Origin of the sequence: Rhizobium sp. PL01, assembly GCF_033447125.1 — a bacterium.
In the GTDB taxonomy this organism is placed as follows: domain Bacteria; phylum Pseudomonadota; class Alphaproteobacteria; order Rhizobiales; family Rhizobiaceae; genus Pararhizobium.
This window is the reverse complement of the sequence record NZ_JAWQUM010000010.1, coordinates 237,202-256,092: the sequence shown is the minus strand read 5'-3', so window position 1 is coordinate 256,092 and position 18,891 is coordinate 237,202. Positions and strand designations below refer to the sequence as shown.

The following is an 18,891-nucleotide window of genomic DNA, read 5'->3' as shown; positions in this document are numbered from 1 at the left end:
CGGGCAAGAAAACCTCGCGTCGCGCCGGTTGAAACCTCAACCGAAGGTCGCCGTCGGGCTCGACACTGCCCCGATAGGCGACGGCGACCCGACGAGCCCTTCATTGTCACGGGTGACAAAATCGTGGAAAACAATGCGCATCCTGCCATCGGCGACTAGGCCGTTTGCTTTAGGATACGCGCGGATGCAGGCCTCGGCTTCAGCCGTCAAGCCATCGAGCGCCGCGACCCCAACATTGCGCTGCCGGTAGATGACTTTGATGGCGGATGCAGCGCGGGTTGCGGCAGCGTTAATCAGTGACGGCTCGATGGGCCTGGCGCGAAATTGCCTCGGTCAGCTCTGCCTATGCGGTATGGCGTTCTTTCTCGCCAGCGAGCCAACTGTCCAGTCCCACGATGCGTGCCTACGGTGACATCTCTACCATTTGCGCGACACGCACCACCGAGAGGCCAATCCGCCGTAGTTTGGCAATCAGCCGGGCACGGGGCAACTGCTCCATTAAGTAATAGCGAAATCCGGTGGCCGGATCGACATGGGCGGGCACCAGCAACCCCATGCTCGGCATAGAGCCGCAGAGCTTTGGCAGAAAGCTGTGTGGTGACGCCGAAGCGTCCGGCAAGAAGGAATGTGCCACTCATGCCAGAATGTGCAGGGGACGCCCCTGGGGCGAGGTCAAGCCCCGACGTGCACACGAGCGATGGCTTCCTCGGCCAGGCGCAAGACGCGCGACTGTTAAAAGCCTCTATTTCCTGACTTCTGATGACCAGGGAAAGTTCACGTAGTTGTCACGTGTATCGTAACAGATGTTGCCATACATTTTGAGGTAGCGATCCCTGCGGCCGCGATCGGCAAAGACAATTGCCGGGTTCTCCCAGTCTGCCTGATACTGGGCAATGTTCTCATTCGTAATCGCAATGGGGAGGATATCCATCGTTTGAGGAACGCTTTTACCCTCCAGCCAATCGGCCGCAAACTGCCCCATCGCGTAGCCGAATACGGGCGAGGACAGAGAGATACTGGCTTTGAAGGGACTATCGTCTTTTTTTATTTCGGACACCGCTTCCGGTTCACCGTCAATCCCACCGAGAAATTGATCGGGCCGATCCTTGGCCGCGGCCCGAAGCGCCTTTAGCGCGCCGAGTACCACGGCATCGCCGCCGAGAACGACATCCACGTCGGGATTGGCCATGAGGACCGTATTCATGGTCGCAAAGCCGCTCTCCTGCGTGACTGGATTTGGCGCGATATCGGCGACAATCGTCACGCCGGGGATCATGGCCAGGGCATCGCGCATTGCCTCAAACCTTGGTGTCAGAAATTCCATCGTGTCTTGCGTCAATAAAACGACATTGGCCCTGCCGCCGAGCTTGGTGTTGATGTGGGCGATTGCTGCATCTACCAGCGCCTTTCCGGTTGCATATTGCGGCGCATTGAGGAGCAAGGTTGCTGGCGGCGGCACAATGGTCCCAACGAAGGCACCCGACCAGATTGTCTGTTGGAGACTGCCGCTCACTGCAGCCGGATCCGAGGAGGTCGCAACCAACCCGCCGACCTTGGCGTCCTTGAAAGCTCTTATTTCCGCCACCGCTTTGGCGGCGTTGTTTTCCGCAAGGCTGCGCTTGTACATCAGATTGCGGTCGCGGGCAGCCATTACCAGTCCGTGGTTAACCCCTTCAAGGAATTCACGCTGATTTTCCTGGACGTATGCCAGGACACGCGTCAGTCCCGGAGGCTTGCCACAAGTGGGCGCAGCTTCTTGAAAAGGCGGAAGAGTGGTCCTCTGCGTGAGGCCCTGAGACCCCTCCTCTGCCCTTGCCGAACAGAGGCCGGCCGTCATCGCGACCGCGAGGAAAATTATGCGTTGCATTGGTCACACATCATTCTACTCCCCCAAGCATGCGCATTCGAAGCCGCCCATGGCTCCATCCCGAAGGTCCTCATTGTGCAGCAAGGCCGTGCTTCGCCTTTGGCGCAAACACGAGATAGGCAGCAGTGCCCGGATCCCGCGCGCGATACTCAATGCTCGCCCCCAAGCTCATGCTCATCGCGTTGACGATGCGGGTGCCCACGCCAGTCCCCTTCGCCGGCCCACCTTCAACGCGGCCGATACCGTCATCTTCCACAACCACCTCAATTTGTTGACCGACAGTTCTCACCCGCACGCGAACATGTCCAGGTCCATCGGGATAGGCGTACTTGAAGGCATTGGTGACAAGTTCAGTGATGATGACGCCGAGATTGATGCTGGCATCCGTTTCCAGTTCGATCGGCTCGACCTCGAATGACAGGATTACGCCGTGCCCTTCGTTTCGCAACGACGTTCGAAGGTGTTCAAGTAACCCGCTCAGGTACTCGCTTAACTCGACCGTGCGCACATCGGCCGAGCTGTAAAGCCGCTTGTGGACCAGGGAGATCGCGAAGATGCGGTCCTGGGTTTCCGCTAGCGCGTTCTTGGCAGACTGATCGACCAGAGCCCTGGACTGGAGGCTGACGAGAGATGCGACGAGAGAGAGGCTGTTGGCAACGCGGTGATTGACTTCCGACAGAAGCACTTCGGCGCGGTCACGGGCCTGCGCCAAATCGGCGGTGCGGGCAACGACACGTTGCTCGAGCTCGCTGTTGAGAGCGTTGACCTCGTCCCGCGTGGTCCGCAGTTCCCTGGTGTAGCCTGCGATACCGTAGGCAGCACCACCGACAACAGCGATGATGACCAGCGCGCCGATGCCCGACACAAGACGAAGCCACCCGGAGTTCGCCCGCTCTTCTTCCACAACCGCCGTCAGCCTGCTATCTGCTTGCCCGATTATACCTGCAAAGAACACGTTGGCTTCGTCCGTTAATGCCTTGCCGCTATTGGTGCGAATAATAGCCAGGGTCTCCTCGTCGCGTTTGTCCCGCTTGAGATCTATCGTTCGATCCAGTTCCTCGAATTTGGCCGTGAGCAGTGTACTCAGCCGCTCCAACTTCACGTCGGAACCAGCGTAGGATGGCAGATACGTCTGTAACGACGATAGATGACGGCGCGCCTGGATTTTAGCGGCCTGATAAGGCGCAAGGTAAATTTCATTGCCCGTGATGATGAACCCGCGCTGGCTGGACTCGGCCGTCTGCATCGCATTTCTTAACTCGACTGCTGCGATCCGCGTATCACGGGCCGCGCTTGCATCTTCGAAATTGCTCTGCGCCCGTTCACCAAGCCAGAAGTTCATGACCACGATAGCCATCAGCGCCGTAAAACCTATAAGAAGGAACACAGAGGTGGATCGCAGAAGGGATTGGCTCGAAAGGGACATGGGCGCATTCGTGCCCTATTTGAAGACGATGCGCCAGAGAGAATTTTACCTGGAAGCGGTCTCCGTAAACCCACTTCAACGCGGCAGGGACCCTTGCACGGTGGGACCACGTACGGGGTCGAATAAGCAACATTTCCAACAGGCTGTGCGAAGCGCCGGCAGGAACGCTCTCAAAGGTGTGGAACATTCCAACGTTCGGCCAGAAGAGGCGCCCAAAACCGGGAGTGGACGCCCGCCAGTCCCATTTGGCTGGCACGTTCGAGACACGGTGATCGTCAAACATTGGAAAATGCATCGAGAGACGTTGCACCCGTCAATCTGAGCCAGCCTGTTCATGTCCGCGCTAATTTGATCTGTATTTTCTTTTGCCCTTGATCCGCTTTGCCTTTGCTTTGAAACACTAAATTTCACCAAGCCGAAGTCCGGATTGGAATGGAATGGAAAACGCGGGGAAACCGATGCGAAAATTGACCCTATGATTGACTCTCGCGAAACGCGCGGCGAGACGCACCAAAAACCGACCAATCTGTTTTCGACGTCAGGAACTCAAGGCCCAGAGTTCCGAGCCAGCTATTGCCCATTGGATCCAACGCTGGTGACCAGACCGCAATCGAGGCGCGATGAGGGGCGATTGCCAAAATGCCGCCCCCTACTCCGGACTTTGCCGGAAGGCCAACGCGATAGGCGAAATCACCTGAACCATCGTATTGGCCGCACAACATCATGATCGACAGGATGCGCCGCGCCCGCCGCGCCGCCGCAATTTTCACACCGTCTTCGTCGTCGGGGTCATCAAGCAAAAGAAACCGCCCAGCCCTCGCAAGGCTGCGGCAGTCCAGGGTGACCGCACACTGGTGGATATAGGCATCCATGACCCTCTCTACCGCGTTTTTCAAGTTCCCGTGGTGTCTGGCCATAAACATCAAAGATCGGTTCAAGTCCCCACTGGTGCGATCGCTATCCATCACGTCCCGGCTGAGTCGCGGAACGTCACCGTCGAGCATCCGCTTCACGAGGTCGACAACATGATGGTTCGGACCGGCGCGCCCGCCAAGACCCACCAGAATATCGCAGACAACCAGCGCACCGGCGTTGATGAACGGGTTGCGTGGAACACCCCTGGCGCGTTCCAGATCAATGATCGAGTTGAAGGGGTCGCCGGACGGATCCCGGCCGACGCGCGTCCACAGCTTCTCGCCGAGGGCTTCAAGGGCAACCTCCAGTGCGAAGACCTTGGAGATCGACTGAATGGGAAAGCCGACGCGGCAGTTGCCTGCAGACGCGATTTCCCCGTTGCGCATGAACACGGCAATGCCGAATTTAACGAAGTCTAACTTGCGGGGAACAGGCTTGCCGCTCGCCTTGGCCTTATCGACGGCCTCATCGAAAATCCGCGGTGCAGCATTGCGAACTTTCTCGACAACGTCATCCAGTATGGACTTCAGTTCGACTGGCATCTCACACGTCACCAGGTTGAATCTTTTCATCGGCTCCAGGCCAGTCGTTGGAAGGCTCCTCCAAAGTTTCTTGCGCGCTGCCGTCATCCGCTGGAGCGGGATCGCGATCGTATGCCCTACGAAGAGCGGTGATTTCAGCTTGCATCGCGTCGAACACGTCTGCCGATTTGGAGCCTTTGCCAACCAACATATCGACGACGTCCTCGATCCGTTCCCGGACGGTCTCACGTAAATTTCTGCTCATCGTGGTCTCCAAGGTTTGATCGTTCTTAATCGTCGGAAAGCTCGACCCACACCGGAGCGTGATCGCTGGTGTGTTGCCATCCCCGCACATGCCGGTCGACGCCCGCGCTTCGAAGCCGCCCGGCAACGGATGGGCTGAGCAAAAGGTGATCGAGCCGCAAGCCAGCGTCCCGGCCGTAGGCATTCCGGACATAGTCCCAAAACGTGTAGATCCTCGCATCGGGGTTCAGTCTTCGGATGGCATCCGTCCAGCCTTGGTCGACGATCTGCTTATACGCGTCACGGACCTCGGTTCGAAACAGCGCATCCTCAGCCCAGCGCTCGGGTTTGTAGACGTCCAACGCGGTCGGGATTACGTTGTAATCGCCTGCCAGGACGACGGGAACGTCCAGGGCGAGCAACTCCGCGGCGTGGCGTGCCAAACGCTCGAACCACTCCAATTTGTAGTCAAATTTTGGCCCTGGCGACGGGTTCCCGTTAGGAAGGTACAGGCAGCCTATTACCATTCCCTCGACCGCAGCCTCGATGTAACGGCTATGCAAGTCGTCGGGATCGCCCGGTAAACTTCTTCGCGTAAGTATCGGTTTCCTGCCCCGACCCAGTATAGCCACACCATTCCAGGATTTCTGGCCTTGCCAAACCGCCCCGTATCCGGCTTTTTCGATTTCCTTGAGAGGAAATCTGGCGTCTGGCGTCTTCAATTCTTGCAGGCAGACAACATCAGGTGACGCCTCATCGAGCCATCGAAGGAGGACGTCGAGGCGGCCGTTGACGCCGTTCACGTTGTATGTGGCTAGTTTCAATGATTTTTCAGTCCCGCGAGTATCGTCTGGTGGAAACTCGGTTCCCCTCTCAAAGTTCCGCGCTCAGTCGGCCGCCGCCCCAACCGTATCGGCAACATAAGCGCCGCGCTCCCCCAAAGGACGCGGTGTCCCTGTGGTGGTATCGCGCGCGGTCTGATGCTCAAGTTCCGCATTGAGTTCCGCCCCGACGATGACAATGATCACAGAAATCCAGGTCCAGATCATGAAGCCGATCAGCGCGCCCAGCGCGCCATAGGTGGCCTGATAGTCAGCAAAAGTCTCGAGATAGAAGGAAAACAAGATTGAAGCCGTGATCCATAAGAACGTGCTGAAGACGGCCCCCCAGCTCAGCCATCGAACTTTTGCGAACTCCCGGCTCGGACCAAAATGGTAGATCAGCGCGATGCCACTGCCGACAAAGATCAGAACCACAGGCCACCGCACGATGCGTATGAGCGTTTCCTGCCATCGATCCAGCCACAGATATGAGAGAACCGCAGGAACCCCACCGATGGCCGCCACCAAGATGGCTACGAAGAGCAGGGCGATCCCGGTAAAGGTGAGAGAGATCAGGTTGAGCCGTATGATGCCGCGCTTTTCCGTCTCGGCGTAAGCAATGTTCATCGCATCGAACATCGCCTTCACGGCGCTGTTGGCACTCCACAATGCGATCATCAGACCGAGGAAAAATCCCATGGTCAAGGAAGATGGCTTGGCTTGAACAAGGACGTTGAGTTGCGTCAATATGATGTCGAACGCGCCTGGTGGCAGGATGTCTGCCACAAACGTGATGTGCTTGGCCATCGTGCTCGGGTCGGCAATAAAGCCGTAGAGCGAGACCAGCGCGCCTAAAGCGGGAAATAGTGACAGCAAGATATAAAAAGCGACGCCTGCGGCGACGAGAGTGACCCGGTCTTCGATCACTTGTGTGAACACGCGCCAAAAAACATCACGCAGTCCTTTGAACGGAATCTCGTTCGGGGTCTCTGCATCCCGGCCCCTGCCCGGCTCATCGTCTTCGATCTCGACGGAAGCCACGTCGCTGGATTTGTTCATGTGCGCCTCCCTGCCTTGCTCTTGAACTAGGGCAGCTCTCCGCTTTTGCGACTTTTAGAGATTCGGGAACTTCCACGCTCCTGGCAAGTTCCTGCAGACATTCGTTCAGCCAGGAGCCGCAACATGACCGATAGCCGCCGTCCGATGCCGCCGCAGCCGAAACAGCAACAATCACCGCCGGGCGAAACGAAGCTGATGAAGCCAATTCCTGACCACGGCGAAAAGTCCTACAAGGGAGCTGGAAAATTGAAGGGCAAAGTCGCCCTGATCACCGGAGCGGATTCCGGCATTGGCCGGGCGGTGGCCATTGCCTATGCGCGCGAAGGTGCCGACATTCTTATCTCCTATCTGAATGAGGATGAAGACGCCAAGGAGACTGCGAAATGGGTAGAGGAAGCTGGGCGCAAAGCGCTCGTCGTGCCTGGCGACATCAAAAACGAAGAACATTGCATTGGGCTTGTCACCAAGGCTGTTAAGGAACTTGGTGGCATAGACGTCCTTGTCAATAACGCGGCCTTTCAAAGGACTTATAGTTCGATCCAGGACATAACGGCCGACGAATGGGACGAGACGTTCCGCACAAATATCTATGCGGCGTTCTTTTTGTCGAAAGCTGCTATCGCGCACATGCCCCCCGGCAGTTCGATCATCAACACGACATCAATCCAATCCCGGCAACCGTCTTCGCACCTTCTTGCATATGCTGCCACCAAAGGTGCCGTCTCAAACTTTACCGCTGGGCTTGCCGAGATGGTCGCAGAAAAAGGCATTCGCGTGAATGCCGTCGCCCCCGGACCGATTTGGACTCCCCTCATCCCATCCACAATGCCGTCGGAAAAATCGGAGTTATTCGGCAAGCAGACGTTGATCGGCCGCGCCGGACAGCCAGCGGAGCTCGCTGGTGCGTTTGTACTTCTTGCCTCTGACGAAGGGAGCTACATGACCGGAGCGGTGATCCCCGTCACAGGTGGCGAAATCATGATCTAGACAAGGTGTCGAGATATCGGACCTCAAGCGACGGCACTTCTGTCTGCCAAGCGAACACCAGGGTGAGGGATATATGTCAGCGGAAATCAGACGACGCGCTGCGCAGAGCGCGTTTCAGCGTGCTCAGCAAGCCGGACATGTCATTGAGCAGGACGACAGATTCCACGCGTGGATCGAGGACTGGATTTCCGGGGAGATGACGATGCCGGAGGTTGCCATGCGGTACCGTGCCTTGGTGACAGAACGATCGGCCGCCCGTCGTGCTGGCACCGCTCACGTATCTGAGACGCCACCACACACTCAGAAGGCCAATGGAATTGAAACTGAACAGCCCTTCAGCCTGGAATCTGAGATCAACCGCCTCATGGCCGAGGACCAGCGATAGCCAACGGCTTAAAGCGCTGTCCGGCCGATTTTACAACGTGGCGATTGACGACAGACATAATCGGCATGGCTGTATGTGGAGCTGTGGCAACGAGGGTAAGAAACAATGTGCTCATCCGACGCGTTGGCCTGGCGTTTTGATCGACGACTACATAGACAACGTCGCACCTGCCTACTGGAAAGTCGCTTCAGATACTGAACCGCCAAGTCGCCAGGGGCGGAGTTATCCAGTGCTTCGTCGAAACGGAGCACCAAAGAGCCCTCGGGAAAAGGGCGATGCCAATATTGTTGAGGCGCCAGGAGCCTGCTCGGCGGGACGCTTTCCTTTCAAAATCGTCACCGGACCACCAGGATTACGCTCATTTGTCCCCGTAACGCTCAATCATACGCCGTAACAGCTTGTTCTGCTCAAACAGTTTTGCAGACAGGTGCAGTCGCAGGTTGTTGATTTCGCGGTCGAGCTCTGCAGCGCCGTCAACGGCAGTCTTCTTCCCCGCTAGGGGCTGTCCAACGGCTATCTTGACAATAATCTGCTTGGAGAGATTTTCTCGCGTTTGAGGCGCCTTCGACCTTGCCTTTCTTGAACCGGTTGTAACGGTCCCAGTATCTCGTTCGCCGACCAGAGAAGAATCGCCAAGCGCGACCGCTGCAGGCTTGTCAGCTGCCGCCGGAGCCACGTTTTCTGCTGCCCGAAGAGGCAATGGAGCGGTTTGGACAGTTGATGAGGATTTCCCGTAATCTTCACCAACAGAAGCCGACTGCCGGTCTGTATCGTCATGATCAGGCGTCGTGGGGGGGGGTGAACGCGTGAGTTCCTCGCTTTCACCTTGCGGCGCAGTGTGCTGCTGCTCTGATGATTCCACCCTCGGATCAGGGATTGCCGTGATCTCATCGGCCGTTGCACCGGCATCATCCGACTTGCTGCGTGATACAAGCCCCTTGATTAGTTGCCATGGTGATCTCATCGAACATCTCCCGACTCGGTTTCCTGAGTATATAGTATCGAGCGGGAGACCGGGCTTGCAATGCGAGCCACGACTTTAGTCGTGAACCCGCATTACATCGCCGGCTGCTTGAAGTCGTCTACGTTCAAGCCGTTCCGAGCTTTTTGCGGAGATCCGCGTTCTCGGCACGAAGCTTTTCGGAAAGCGCTTTACGAAGCGTCTGGTTTTCTTCCTCAAGCTTCAGAAGATCGGAAAAACCGTCCGTATAAACCGGCGCGGCGTCGACTTGTTTCGGCGAGCGCTTGGCAGGCTGAGCCTTCGCAGTTGTCGCCTTCTTTGCGGCCGGTGTCTTGGCGGCCGGTGTCTTGGCGGCCGGCTCGGCTGCAACAGGTGTGATAGTCGCCGCTGGTTTCTTTCCAGGACCGCGGGACTTTTTTGCCGGAGCGCTTACCAAAGTATCAGCAACGGCTTCCGCAGCGGCCTTCGGCTTCCTGGGTGCACGCGTCTTCTTTTCCTTTGGCGCCGAAGACGCCCCGGAGGAAGGAGTTTCGAGTGCCGGCACTAAGTTCGTATCATCAGCCATTGGTAAATCCTTGATTGGGAAAATCGTTCGCGACCATTCTAAGTCGTATCCAATATACACAGAATATTATTTCGAGTTTATTGACGCGGAAATTCGGCGTGTTTTCGCGGCTTTTTTAAGCAGGCGCATTGCCCACGCGCTCGATCCCTGGACATTTAGGGGCAATAACAGTTCGTCAACAGATCAAAGGGGATCTGATTATCCGGCGTTCGAAACGGTTGGGCAAATCCTCTTTCAGGTTGTTTAATCAGCCGGCATCATCAGGCGGCTCCCATCCGAACACGCTGCGTCCACCGAGTTGCGCCGAAATGTGGAACTCACCGGCGATGATTTCCTTGAGGTCGGGGCCGGTGACATATCGCTCCAGCCGCCGTGACTGATCGTCCAGTCGCTTCAGCGCCTGCAATTCCTCGTCGCGCCCAAGTCGGCCTTTCCGCACCGCGGATTTCATGACACTGATCGTCTCGTCGTAAACTTTTAGCGGTACGGGAAACGGGTGGCGATCCTTGCCGCCATGCGCGAGCGAGAACCGTGCCGGATCGGAAAACCGATAGGGGGCGCCATGCACCACCTCTGCGACCATGGCCAAGGCCTTGACCGTTCTGGCGCCGACACCCGGCGTCAACAGAAGGCTCTCGAAATCCAGTGGCCCACGGTCGGCCGCCGCCGCCAGGTTGCCGTGCAGGCGGCGCATGTTCACATCGCTCTGGCGAACATCGTGATGGTCCGGCATGACGAGATGTGGCAACAGAGGCTGTGCATCGCTCGCCGACGCCTTTTTCGGCGCAAGCTCAGCCTCCAGCGTGCAAATCTCGCGCACGATCCTGTCCGGCCCCAGGGATGCGAGCACGTCCAGTTGCCCTTCCCGTGATTGGACCGCGCGGCGGTCAGCCAGATTGACGATCTGCCCCTGGTCACGGCCCTCGATCGCGGCGTGCGGTGAATCGACGAAGCTTGTCAGGCCTTCCGAAAGCCAGTGATAGCGCCGGGCCTGCCGCCGCCCATCGTTCATCCCCTGCTGGACCACAACCCATTTGCCATCGTCGGTGACGATGAAACCATGCAGATAGAGATCGAAACCATCTTGGACCGCGGCGCTATCGACCTTTGCCACCAGCCGGCTGGTGGTGGCAAGCGCCAGGCCGTCGATGCCGACACGGTCGCCGATCGCCGCCAGTTCATCCGGGGTCTTGCGCGAGTGCGCCCCGCGCCCGCCGCAGACATGGATTCCAAGTTCACCGGACAGGGGTGTCAAACCACGCTTCAGCGCGCCTATGACGCTGGTCGTAATGCCGGAGGAATGCCAGTCCATCCCCATGACGGCACCAAACGACTGGAACCAAAACGGGCTTGCCAGCCTGCGTAAAAACTCGTCACGACCGTAATGCTGGACGATCGCCTCGGTCATGACAGCGCCAAGGCGCGTCATCCGGTCGCCGAGCCATTTCGGCACGCGCCCGCCATGCAATGGAAGATCAGCGCTGCCTGCCCGTTGCGTCAAAAAGTCGTCTCCAATTGGTTACCGAGAGGCGTTGTGGAATCAGCACCTGGATCTGTGCACTGCCCTCAGAGCTATCATATCAGTTTGCTGGAGCGAAACGCCCGACATCATAACTGGTTTAAACAGGCCCATCACAGCTTCTTGCTTAGGAATGGCGACCCCATGACACCGAACCGCCAGGGCACATCGGCCGCCTTCGTGATACCGATCCGTAGCCCGGCGGTGACGGTCGGCCGCTCCGCCGGGACCGTCAGTGAGAGGGGTCTTTCCGTCAGCAGGCAACCATTGAGATCACCCGTGACGGCGAGCGCCTGACAGAGACGCCCCGGACCGGAGCAAAGCAGAAAAGGATTGTCCAATCCCCTTCTCTGCTGCATAAATTCCAGACCGGTCGTCGGCTGCAAAGCGCGGATCAGGACGGCACTGCCGGCGCGGCAGACGAAATTCAGGCACCAGTGGATCCCGTAGGACCGGTAGACATAGACGCTTGCCGGTCGCCCGAACATGGCCCTGTTTCGAGGAGTTTGCCCCTTATAGCTGTGGGATGCCGGGTCTTCATCTGTATAGGCTTCCGTTTCCACGATCACGCCACCGACACCCGCGATATGAAATGCCGCGCCAACCAGGTCGGCTGCGACCGTGGGTGCTGAGCGATCGAAAAACGCATTCATGCCGCAGCGGTCCTCCCGCATCGACCAACCCGTGGGCTTTCCGCAATCAATTGGGTGCATGGAACACGTGTCGCCGGCGGCCAAACTCATGGTGATGTCAACTTTCCAAACATGCTGCTGGCTTTGTGACGCGACAGGACCTTTTTGGGGTCCGCATGACGGAAGGACACATCATCGTTGCTATCCGGCTTGCAGCTATCGACCATCGTGAGCGCATTGTTTAATGCTGCCCCCGACGCGGTGTTGTCGAACACGCACCAGCTACCCGCCGAAAGCAGTTTTGAAAGCGACCTTATCTCTTCATCGCTATAGGTTGAATAGTAGATTTTCGGCTTTCCATGCAGGCGGACATACCGTGCAGGGACAGTGAAATCCTCAGCGGTCCATATGAGCGGAGGATCAGCAAGCACCCGGTCGAAGGTATACTTTTTTAAAAGTGCGACCGCTTCGTCCGACGCCCAACTTTTGTGCCGCACTTCCATGACAATCGGTCCCGCATCGGCATCCCGCATCATCCTGCAAGCTGCTTCCATGTGCGCAGGATCAAATGCCAGAGACGGCGGCAATTGGCATAGCAGCGGGCCGCGTTTTTCAGCGAGTGGTGCGATGTCCTTAAGGAAACTATCGAACGGGTCGCCGATCTCTTTCATCATCCTGGTATGCGTAATCTCCTGCGGGATTTTTACCGAGAACCGAAAGCCGTCGGGCACGGACTCGGCCCACCGCGCGAAAGTCGAGGGCTTGTGCTGACGGTAGAAGGTGGAATTGATCTCTGTTGCGTCGAAGACCGATGCGTATCTGCTCAAACTGCTCCCCTGCAGAGGAAAGCGTTCCTTTACGGTCTTGGGAATTGACCAGCCCGCTGTCGCGATGTTCGGCAAATCGTGCGCCGTCCGTGTCTGTTCTTTCATCATGGCACAATCACCGAAACCTCGTTTGGTTCCATGGGGTAGGTTGATCTGTAACTGGAACGAGATGTCTTTTCAGACCGTCTCAAGGATAACCTGGGAGAATGTCACGAGCGGCAACCGAAAACCGATCCCTCGTCCAAGACGGAAAAAGATCCGCACGACCGGGTCAGAGGCGTCGAGACCATGACCGGCGCGCAGCGCCTTTACACTTTGCCTGAGCAAGCGGATCTCCCTGCCGAATAGGCCGACATCTTGATGTTTATCAGCGGCGGTCTCATGTGGTGGAAACGGCGCCCTGCAGGCGCCGCCCGCCTTGTGGCCCCTGCCGTTCAACACTGGACCTCCGAACTGCACAGTTTTTACGTCGGGACTAACCGGAAAACTGGCCCATCATCGAGGAGTTTTGCGTGTCCGAACGACGCGCATGCCGGATTCTCGCTCAGCATCGCTCCACACAGCGCATAATTGCAAAGCCCCCTGCTGATGAGCCGGCTCGGAGCGCAGACATCACCGCGCTCACTCTCCAGTATAGGCTGTCTTTTGTCGAGCTTCGTGCTGGCGCGTTTGCGCTCGTTTGCAGCCGGTATTATCGCGACCGGTCAACATCGTTGATCCAGCCGAGCCGGGGCGCAACACGGCTGGCGAAGTCGTGGATGATCTGGCGATACTCCGCATCTTCGAATTCATAGGGAAGTTCCAGCCTGAGTTCGCTGACATGCGGCAGGATCGGGTCGGCAAACAACCGTTCCAGTATCTGCTCTGACGTGCCGACGATGTCATGGGCATAGAGCGTTCGGCGCTCGCCTTGCGGTGTCCGCGTCCGCTCATTGCGCCCCGCCGCGTAGTCGAGATAGCGCTTGCGGGTTTGCGTATCGGCGCTATCGGTGGGCACAATGACGCGGCCGAGGGCAACACGCCTGCCTGCCCCACCGGCCTCGCGGTAGGCTGTCAACTGCCGCGACTGGGCGACGAAGAAATCATCCGTTTGTTCGCCGGTCGTGACATTGCCGATCAGAAGATTGAAGCCGTTACGTCCTGCCCAAGTGGCCGAGCGCAGCGATCCGCCACCGTACCAGATCCGGTCCGTCAGCCCCTTGGCATAAGGCTGTAGCCGAGGCCTTTGCGGTCCGAAGGGCGTCTTGATGAAAGTTGTTTCGTCACCGACAGGATTGCTCTTCAGATTGTCAACGAAGCGCAGCACCCGCGTATGTGAGAAGTCATAGTTTTCCCAATCGCCATCAAAGACCAGCGGCGCGATCAGATCGGCATGCAGCGGCCGCCCGGCACTTAAGCCGACGTTCAGCCGTCCGCGTGACAGGACGTCGACCGTCGAGAGGTCTTCGGCAAGCCGGTAGGGACTTTCATATCCGATCGGAATGACAGCCGTGCCGAGCTGGATGCGGCTGGTGCGCTGGGTTGCCGCCGCCAGAAAAGCGGTCGCCGACGAGATACCGGGTTCCAGATGCCGCTGGCGTGCCCAGGCACTTTGGAAGCCGATCCCCTCGCCATATTCGAGAAGTTTCAACGTCTTTTCAAACCCAGACAATGGATCGTCAGCAGGATAATTCCCCGGCGTCAGAAAGCCGATGTGGTTGATGGCGATGCTGCTCATCGTTGATCCTTCAGGATTTAGGTAGGCTTTCAGGATTTAGGAAGGCCGGGCGGATTGGTTTCTGATTTTGGCAGAGCTTCCTCGGCAAGTTGCCAATGATCGAGAATTTTGGCGTAGACGCCCTCCTCGATCAGCCCGTTGGTGGCGACGGTCAAAGCGTCCGCCAGTCCACTTCCCTTTTTCGTCGTGATGGCCACGTCGGAGCGATCAGGCCAGCCGGCGCTCAAGGTGCCGACGCGTTTGATGTTGTGATCGCGCGCGGCGATGTAGACGAGTTGTGCATGCGGCTGGACGATGACTTCGGCCCTGCCCGAAGAGACAGCCAAGAGGCTCGCCGCCTCGTCGTCGTAATATTGCAGTTCCAGCGGTTTCAGCCCGGCCACGACGTTTTCGTCATTCCATCTGAGCAGAATGCGCTCCTGGTTGGTGCCGGCACCGACGATGATGCGTAGTCCCGCGGCATCCTTCGGCTCCTTGATCGCGCTGATTGGGCTGTCCGACTTGACGAAGAAACCGTGCAGCCCTTGGCGGTAGGTGGAGAAGTCGAACTTTTCCTTGCGCTGCTCGGTGACGCCGACATTGGAGATAACAGCATCGTATTTGCCGGATACCAGGCCAAGCGGCCAGTCGATCCAGGCGACCGGTACAAGCTCCAGTTCAAGCCCGAGACTATCGGCAATGGCGGACGCATAATCCGGGTCGGCTCCAACCACAGTCTTTGCATCAATCGCATAGGTGGCGAGCGGCGGTCCGCCTGGACTGACCGCGACCGTGAACTTTCCGGGGGAAACGAATGTGAAATCCTTCGAGATCGCAGAGATGGCGGCGTCATTCTTCTCTGCCCGGATACGGGCCGGTTGTTCGGGGCTGAGGTCGAACACCTCGTCCGCTTGGGCGGTCCCGAAAAAGGTCAGCGTCGAGGCAAGCACGGTCAAAAGGAAGTTCCGGAAAGCAGGTCTATTGGTCATTGTTATTGTCTCCATGGGAATATCCGGCCCGGCGCGATGAAACAGCGCCAGGCCGCCTCGTACCGGGTCAGGAACCGCTCTTCGGCAAGCCGGCCGGGTTGGTAAAGGACTGGTCGACGCCTTCGGCTTCGAGGCTCCAGTGCTTCAGCACCTCGCCATATTTTCCGCTCTTGATCAGATCGTTGATCGCGACCGTTACCGCATCGGCAAGGCCACCGCCCTTACGGGTCGTGACCGCGATATCTGCGGCCAACGGCCAGCCGCCGCTGACGATGCCGACGAGCTTGGTCTGGTTCTTGATCGAAGCGCTATAGGCCTGCGTTGCGTTCGGATTGAACTCGATGTCGGCGCGGCCCGACTGGATCGCCAGATCGACGGCAGCACGGTCGTCATAATATTGCACCTCGATCGGCGCCAAACCGGCGGCAACGTTCTGCCGGTCCCACTCGAGAATGATCTTCTCCTGGTTGGTGCCGGCGCCGGTGATGACCTTCAGCCCGGCGACGTCTTTCGGTTGCTTGATCTCGGTGATCTTACTATCGGCCTTGACGTAGAAGCCCAGCACATCCTTGCGGTAAGTGGAGAAATCGAATTTCTCCTTGCGCTCTTCGGTGACGGTGACATTGCTGATCACGGCGTCATATTTGCCGGATGCAACACCGAGTGGCCAATCTGCCCAGGCGACGGACACAAGTTCAAGCTCCAGACCAAGCGAATCCGCCAGAAGAGATGCGAGATCGGGATCAGCGCCAACGAGCGTTTTTGCATCCGAAGCATAGGTCGCGATCGGCGGATCCCAGGCGTTGATCGCAACGGTGAACTTGCCCGGCGTCACGAATTTAAAGTCGCTGGAGATCGCCTTGACCGCCGCATCATCCTTTTCGGCACGAACCCGCTTGGAAATATCCGGGCTCAAGTCAAATTTCTCGGCCGCATGCGCGCAGCCCAACCCAAGGGCCGCGATCGTAACGGCGCCTGCCATCAGAAGTTTAGCACGGTGCAAGAATGTCATGTGGTCCATCTCCATTTTCATCTTAAGGTTGCAGTTGATATCAGTCTCATCCCGTCCGCTCAGGCGGCAGGGAATTTGCTAGAGAACTTTTGCGAGGAATTCGCGGGTGCGCGGGTGGTTCGGCTGGCTGAAGATGCGCGCGGGCGGACCGACCTCCAGAATCTGGCCGCCTTCCATGAACACCACCGTGTCGGCCACTTCGCGGGCAAACCCGACTTCATGGGTGACGATGACCAGTGTCGTGCCGGTGCGCGCCAGCTCCTTGATCACATCCAGCACTTCACCCACCAGTTCCGGGTCCAGCGCCGATGTCGGCTCGTCAAACAAGAGCACCTTCGGCTTCAGCGCCAAGGCCCGGGCAATAGCGACGCGCTGCTGCTGGCCGCCTGAGAGCTGGCGGGGGTAGGCGTCGATCTTGTCCGTCAAGCCGACGCGGGAAAGAAGTTCCCGCGCCAGCTCGACGGCCGCAGCGCGATCCGTCCCCCGGACCTGCATCGGCGCTTCAATCAAATTTTCCAGTACTGTGAGATGCGGGAAGAGATTGAAATTCTGGAAAACCATGCCGATATCGGCGCGGCGTTTCAGGATGTCCTTTTCCTTGAGTTCGTAGAGCGTCTCGCCATTCTGCCGGTAGCCGACGAGATCACCATCGACGGAGATGAATCCGCTATCGACACGCTCGAGATGATTGACGGCGCGGAGCAGGGTCGATTTGCCGGAACCGGACGGTCCAAGAATAGCCGTGACGCTGCCTGCCGGAAGGGTCAGATCGATCGCGTCCAGCACTTTCAGCGCACCAAAACTTTTGGAAATGCCGTGGATGCGCACGGGAGCACCAGCTCGCACTAGGGGGGCATCCCGAAAGCCGGACTTGCGCACAGCCTGGCTGCTTATCTCAGCCGTCTGTTGTGGTCGCGGTTTACGAAGGCGGTTGAAGAAGGACTGGAAAGGCAGAGGCACCGGATTGCGTACCGCGCCCCTCGAAAAATACCGCTCGATATAATACTGGGCGATCGACAGAACCGTCATGATCACCAGATACCAGGCTGTCGCCACCATCAGCAGCGGGATGACTTCAAGGTTGCGGCGATAGATGACCTGGACCGTGTAGAACAGCTCCGGCAGGGCAAGCACGTAGACCATCGACGTGCTCTTCGCCAGACCGATGATCTCGTTGAAGCCGGTCGGCAGGATCGAGCGCATGGCCTGCGGTAACACAATACGGAACACTTGGCGGTGGCGCGGCAGGCCTAGCGCGGCGGCCGCCTCAAGCTGTCCCTGATCGACAGACAGGATGCCACCACGGACGATTTCGGAGAAGAAGGCCGACTGGTTCAGCGTCAGACCGAGGAACGCGGCGGCAAACGGCGTCAGTAGCTGCACTGTCGGATAATCGACGAGCACCACACCGGTGAATGGCACGGCGATACGGATCGTCTCGTAGAGATAGCCGAGATTGTTAAGAACCAGCAGCAACACAATCAGAGGGATGGAACGCAACAGCCAGACATAGCCCCATGAGAGGCCGGACAGGAGCGGCGATTTCGAGACACGCGCGAGCGCGAGCGCCGTACCCAACACCGATCCTGACACGGTGGCCAGCGCTGTGAGCAGCAGCGTCCTGCCGAGACCAGCCAGAACCGGTTCGGCAAAGAACCACTCGGCAAAGACATTCCAGCCCCAGCGCGGATTGGTAAAGGTCGAATAGAGCATTGCGGCAATGACGAGGCCCGCGAACACTGTACCGGCCAGGCGGCCGGGATGGCGCGCCGGGATGATCCGGTAGCGCGAATAGTCCTGGGTGTGCTCGGCCGCTCTGCGGCTTGGCTCGATGCCTGCAAAATCTGTCGTGAGCGCCATGTGTGCCCCCTGGTAAAGGATGAAGTTTCTGATCGCTCAGCGCTGTCCGGCTGCGTGCTGGAATGGCTGTTCTGCAGACACGCCTGCAGGCAGGCCCACAGTCGCGAGGTGACCGATCTCTTTTTCAAAGGGCAGTGATTTGTAGATCTCGGGGTCAACGGCGATATCGAAAAGCGCGGTGTAGCCGTATTTCAGATAAAGCCCGACGGCCTCTGGCTGGCGAAACCCGGTTGTCAGGTAGATCCGGGAGTAACCCTGCCGGGCCGCCTGCACCTCAAGCTCAAGCAGAACTTTGACGGCGAGCCCTTGGCGGCGCAGGTCGGACCGCGTCCAGATTCGTTTGAACTCGGCGGTGCGCTCGTCATAGATCTTGAAGGCGCCGCCGCCGATCGTTTCGCCATTGCGCTGTAAAAGCAGGAAATTGCCATGCGGCGGCGCGAAGGCTTCGGCCGGGTAACGGTTCATTTCTTCGGCCGCGCCCGCTGCACTGAAATAGGATCCGTAGCGGCTGTCATATTCGTAAGTGAGTTCGTCGATCAGCGGTTTTGCGCGGGGATCGAGGGACGTGGTGTAGACAAACGTATCGCTCATTTTCGCCAATCCTAT

General features: G+C 58.2%; 20 protein-coding genes. 2 read left to right on the top strand and 18 right to left on the bottom strand.

All coding sequences use genetic code 11. The features are described from left to right. Nucleotides 1–403 precede the first annotated feature (403 nt). From R6X40_RS23130 to R6X40_RS23100, 7 genes are all read right to left on the bottom strand, one after another. Nucleotides 404–634: a hypothetical protein gene (locus R6X40_RS23130; RefSeq protein ID WP_318416417.1), complete on the bottom strand. Its 231-nt coding sequence runs from the start codon at nucleotides 632–634 to the stop codon at nucleotides 404–406. Between the two features lie 108 nt (nucleotides 635–742). Continuing rightward, a complete protein-coding gene (locus tag R6X40_RS23125; protein WP_318416513.1) occupies nucleotides 743–1,711 on the bottom strand; it encodes a sugar ABC transporter substrate-binding protein in 969 nt (322 codons plus the stop codon). Between the two features lie 226 nt (nucleotides 1,712–1,937). Further along, entirely contained in the window at nucleotides 1,938–3,224 is a 1,287-nt protein-coding gene (locus tag R6X40_RS23120) for a sensor histidine kinase (RefSeq protein ID WP_318416416.1), read from the bottom strand. A 542-nt stretch (nucleotides 3,225–3,766) separates the two neighbouring features. Continuing rightward, nucleotides 3,767–4,750, bottom strand: a complete 984-nt coding sequence (glsA, locus tag R6X40_RS23115; protein WP_318416414.1) for a glutaminase A — start codon at nucleotides 4,748–4,750, stop codon at nucleotides 3,767–3,769. A 1-nt stretch (nucleotide 4,751) separates the two neighbouring features. Then, the gene (locus tag R6X40_RS23110; protein WP_318416413.1) at nucleotides 4,752–4,994 is read right to left on the bottom strand and encodes a hypothetical protein; all 243 of its coding nucleotides are present in this window, start codon (nucleotides 4,992–4,994) and stop codon (nucleotides 4,752–4,754) included. Nucleotides 4,995–5,019: 25 nt separating this feature from the next. Continuing rightward, nucleotides 5,020–5,796 (bottom strand): exodeoxyribonuclease III, encoded by a 777-nt coding sequence (gene xth / locus R6X40_RS23105; protein ID WP_318416412.1) that lies wholly within the window; start codon nucleotides 5,794–5,796, stop codon nucleotides 5,020–5,022. 63 nt (nucleotides 5,797–5,859) lie between these two features. Continuing rightward, nucleotides 5,860–6,852: a YihY/virulence factor BrkB family protein gene (locus R6X40_RS23100; RefSeq protein ID WP_318416410.1), complete on the bottom strand. Its 993-nt coding sequence runs from the start codon at nucleotides 6,850–6,852 to the stop codon at nucleotides 5,860–5,862. 123 nt (nucleotides 6,853–6,975) lie between these two features. Between R6X40_RS23100 and R6X40_RS23095 the strand changes: the two genes are divergently transcribed. After that, nucleotides 6,976–7,839 carry an SDR family oxidoreductase gene (locus R6X40_RS23095; protein ID WP_318416408.1) on the top strand — a complete coding sequence of 288 codons (864 nt, stop codon included), beginning with the start codon at nucleotides 6,976–6,978 and terminating at the stop codon, nucleotides 7,837–7,839. Nucleotides 7,840–7,912: 73 nt separating this feature from the next. Further along, the gene (locus tag R6X40_RS23090; protein WP_318416407.1) at nucleotides 7,913–8,224 is read left to right on the top strand and encodes a hypothetical protein; all 312 of its coding nucleotides are present in this window, start codon (nucleotides 7,913–7,915) and stop codon (nucleotides 8,222–8,224) included. A 358-nt stretch (nucleotides 8,225–8,582) separates the two neighbouring features. Here R6X40_RS23090 and R6X40_RS23085 read toward each other — a convergent pair whose 3' ends face one another. The 11 genes from R6X40_RS23085 to R6X40_RS23035 form a co-directional block, all read right to left on the bottom strand. Continuing rightward, complete coding sequence (locus R6X40_RS23085) at nucleotides 8,583–9,188, bottom strand: hypothetical protein (RefSeq protein WP_318416405.1); 606 nt, start codon at nucleotides 9,186–9,188, stop codon at nucleotides 8,583–8,585. Nucleotides 9,189–9,312: 124 nt separating this feature from the next. Then, entirely contained in the window at nucleotides 9,313–9,750 is a 438-nt protein-coding gene (locus R6X40_RS23080) for a hypothetical protein (protein WP_318416403.1), read from the bottom strand. Nucleotides 9,751–9,997: 247 nt separating this feature from the next. Continuing rightward, complete coding sequence (locus R6X40_RS23075) at nucleotides 9,998–11,251, bottom strand: DUF763 domain-containing protein (protein ID WP_318416401.1); 1,254 nt, start codon at nucleotides 11,249–11,251, stop codon at nucleotides 9,998–10,000. A gap of 131 nt (nucleotides 11,252–11,382) precedes the next feature. Continuing rightward, nucleotides 11,383–11,922: a DNA-3-methyladenine glycosylase gene (locus R6X40_RS23070; protein WP_318416400.1), complete on the bottom strand. Its 540-nt coding sequence runs from the start codon at nucleotides 11,920–11,922 to the stop codon at nucleotides 11,383–11,385. 86 nt (nucleotides 11,923–12,008) lie between these two features. Next, complete coding sequence (locus R6X40_RS23065; protein WP_318416399.1) at nucleotides 12,009–12,836, bottom strand: DUF72 domain-containing protein; 828 nt, start codon at nucleotides 12,834–12,836, stop codon at nucleotides 12,009–12,011. A gap of 69 nt (nucleotides 12,837–12,905) precedes the next feature. Then, the gene (locus tag R6X40_RS23060; protein WP_318416397.1) at nucleotides 12,906–13,055 is read right to left on the bottom strand and encodes a hypothetical protein; all 150 of its coding nucleotides are present in this window, start codon (nucleotides 13,053–13,055) and stop codon (nucleotides 12,906–12,908) included. 364 nt (nucleotides 13,056–13,419) lie between these two features. Continuing rightward, nucleotides 13,420–14,445 (bottom strand): LLM class flavin-dependent oxidoreductase, encoded by a 1,026-nt coding sequence (locus R6X40_RS23055; RefSeq protein WP_318416396.1) that lies wholly within the window; start codon nucleotides 14,443–14,445, stop codon nucleotides 13,420–13,422. A gap of 29 nt (nucleotides 14,446–14,474) precedes the next feature. Then, a complete protein-coding gene (locus R6X40_RS23050) occupies nucleotides 14,475–15,413 on the bottom strand; it encodes an ABC transporter substrate-binding protein (RefSeq protein ID WP_318416394.1) in 939 nt (312 codons plus the stop codon). A 67-nt stretch (nucleotides 15,414–15,480) separates the two neighbouring features. Next, nucleotides 15,481–16,425, bottom strand: a complete 945-nt coding sequence (locus R6X40_RS23045; RefSeq protein ID WP_318416393.1) for an ABC transporter substrate-binding protein — start codon at nucleotides 16,423–16,425, stop codon at nucleotides 15,481–15,483. A gap of 78 nt (nucleotides 16,426–16,503) precedes the next feature. Beyond that, nucleotides 16,504–18,285 (bottom strand): amino acid ABC transporter permease/ATP-binding protein, encoded by a 1,782-nt coding sequence (locus tag R6X40_RS23040; RefSeq protein ID WP_318416390.1) that lies wholly within the window; start codon nucleotides 18,283–18,285, stop codon nucleotides 16,504–16,506. 36 nt (nucleotides 18,286–18,321) lie between these two features. Next, the gene (locus tag R6X40_RS23035; RefSeq protein WP_318416388.1) at nucleotides 18,322–18,876 is read right to left on the bottom strand and encodes a GNAT family N-acetyltransferase; all 555 of its coding nucleotides are present in this window, start codon (nucleotides 18,874–18,876) and stop codon (nucleotides 18,322–18,324) included. Nucleotides 18,877–18,891 lie beyond the last annotated feature (15 nt).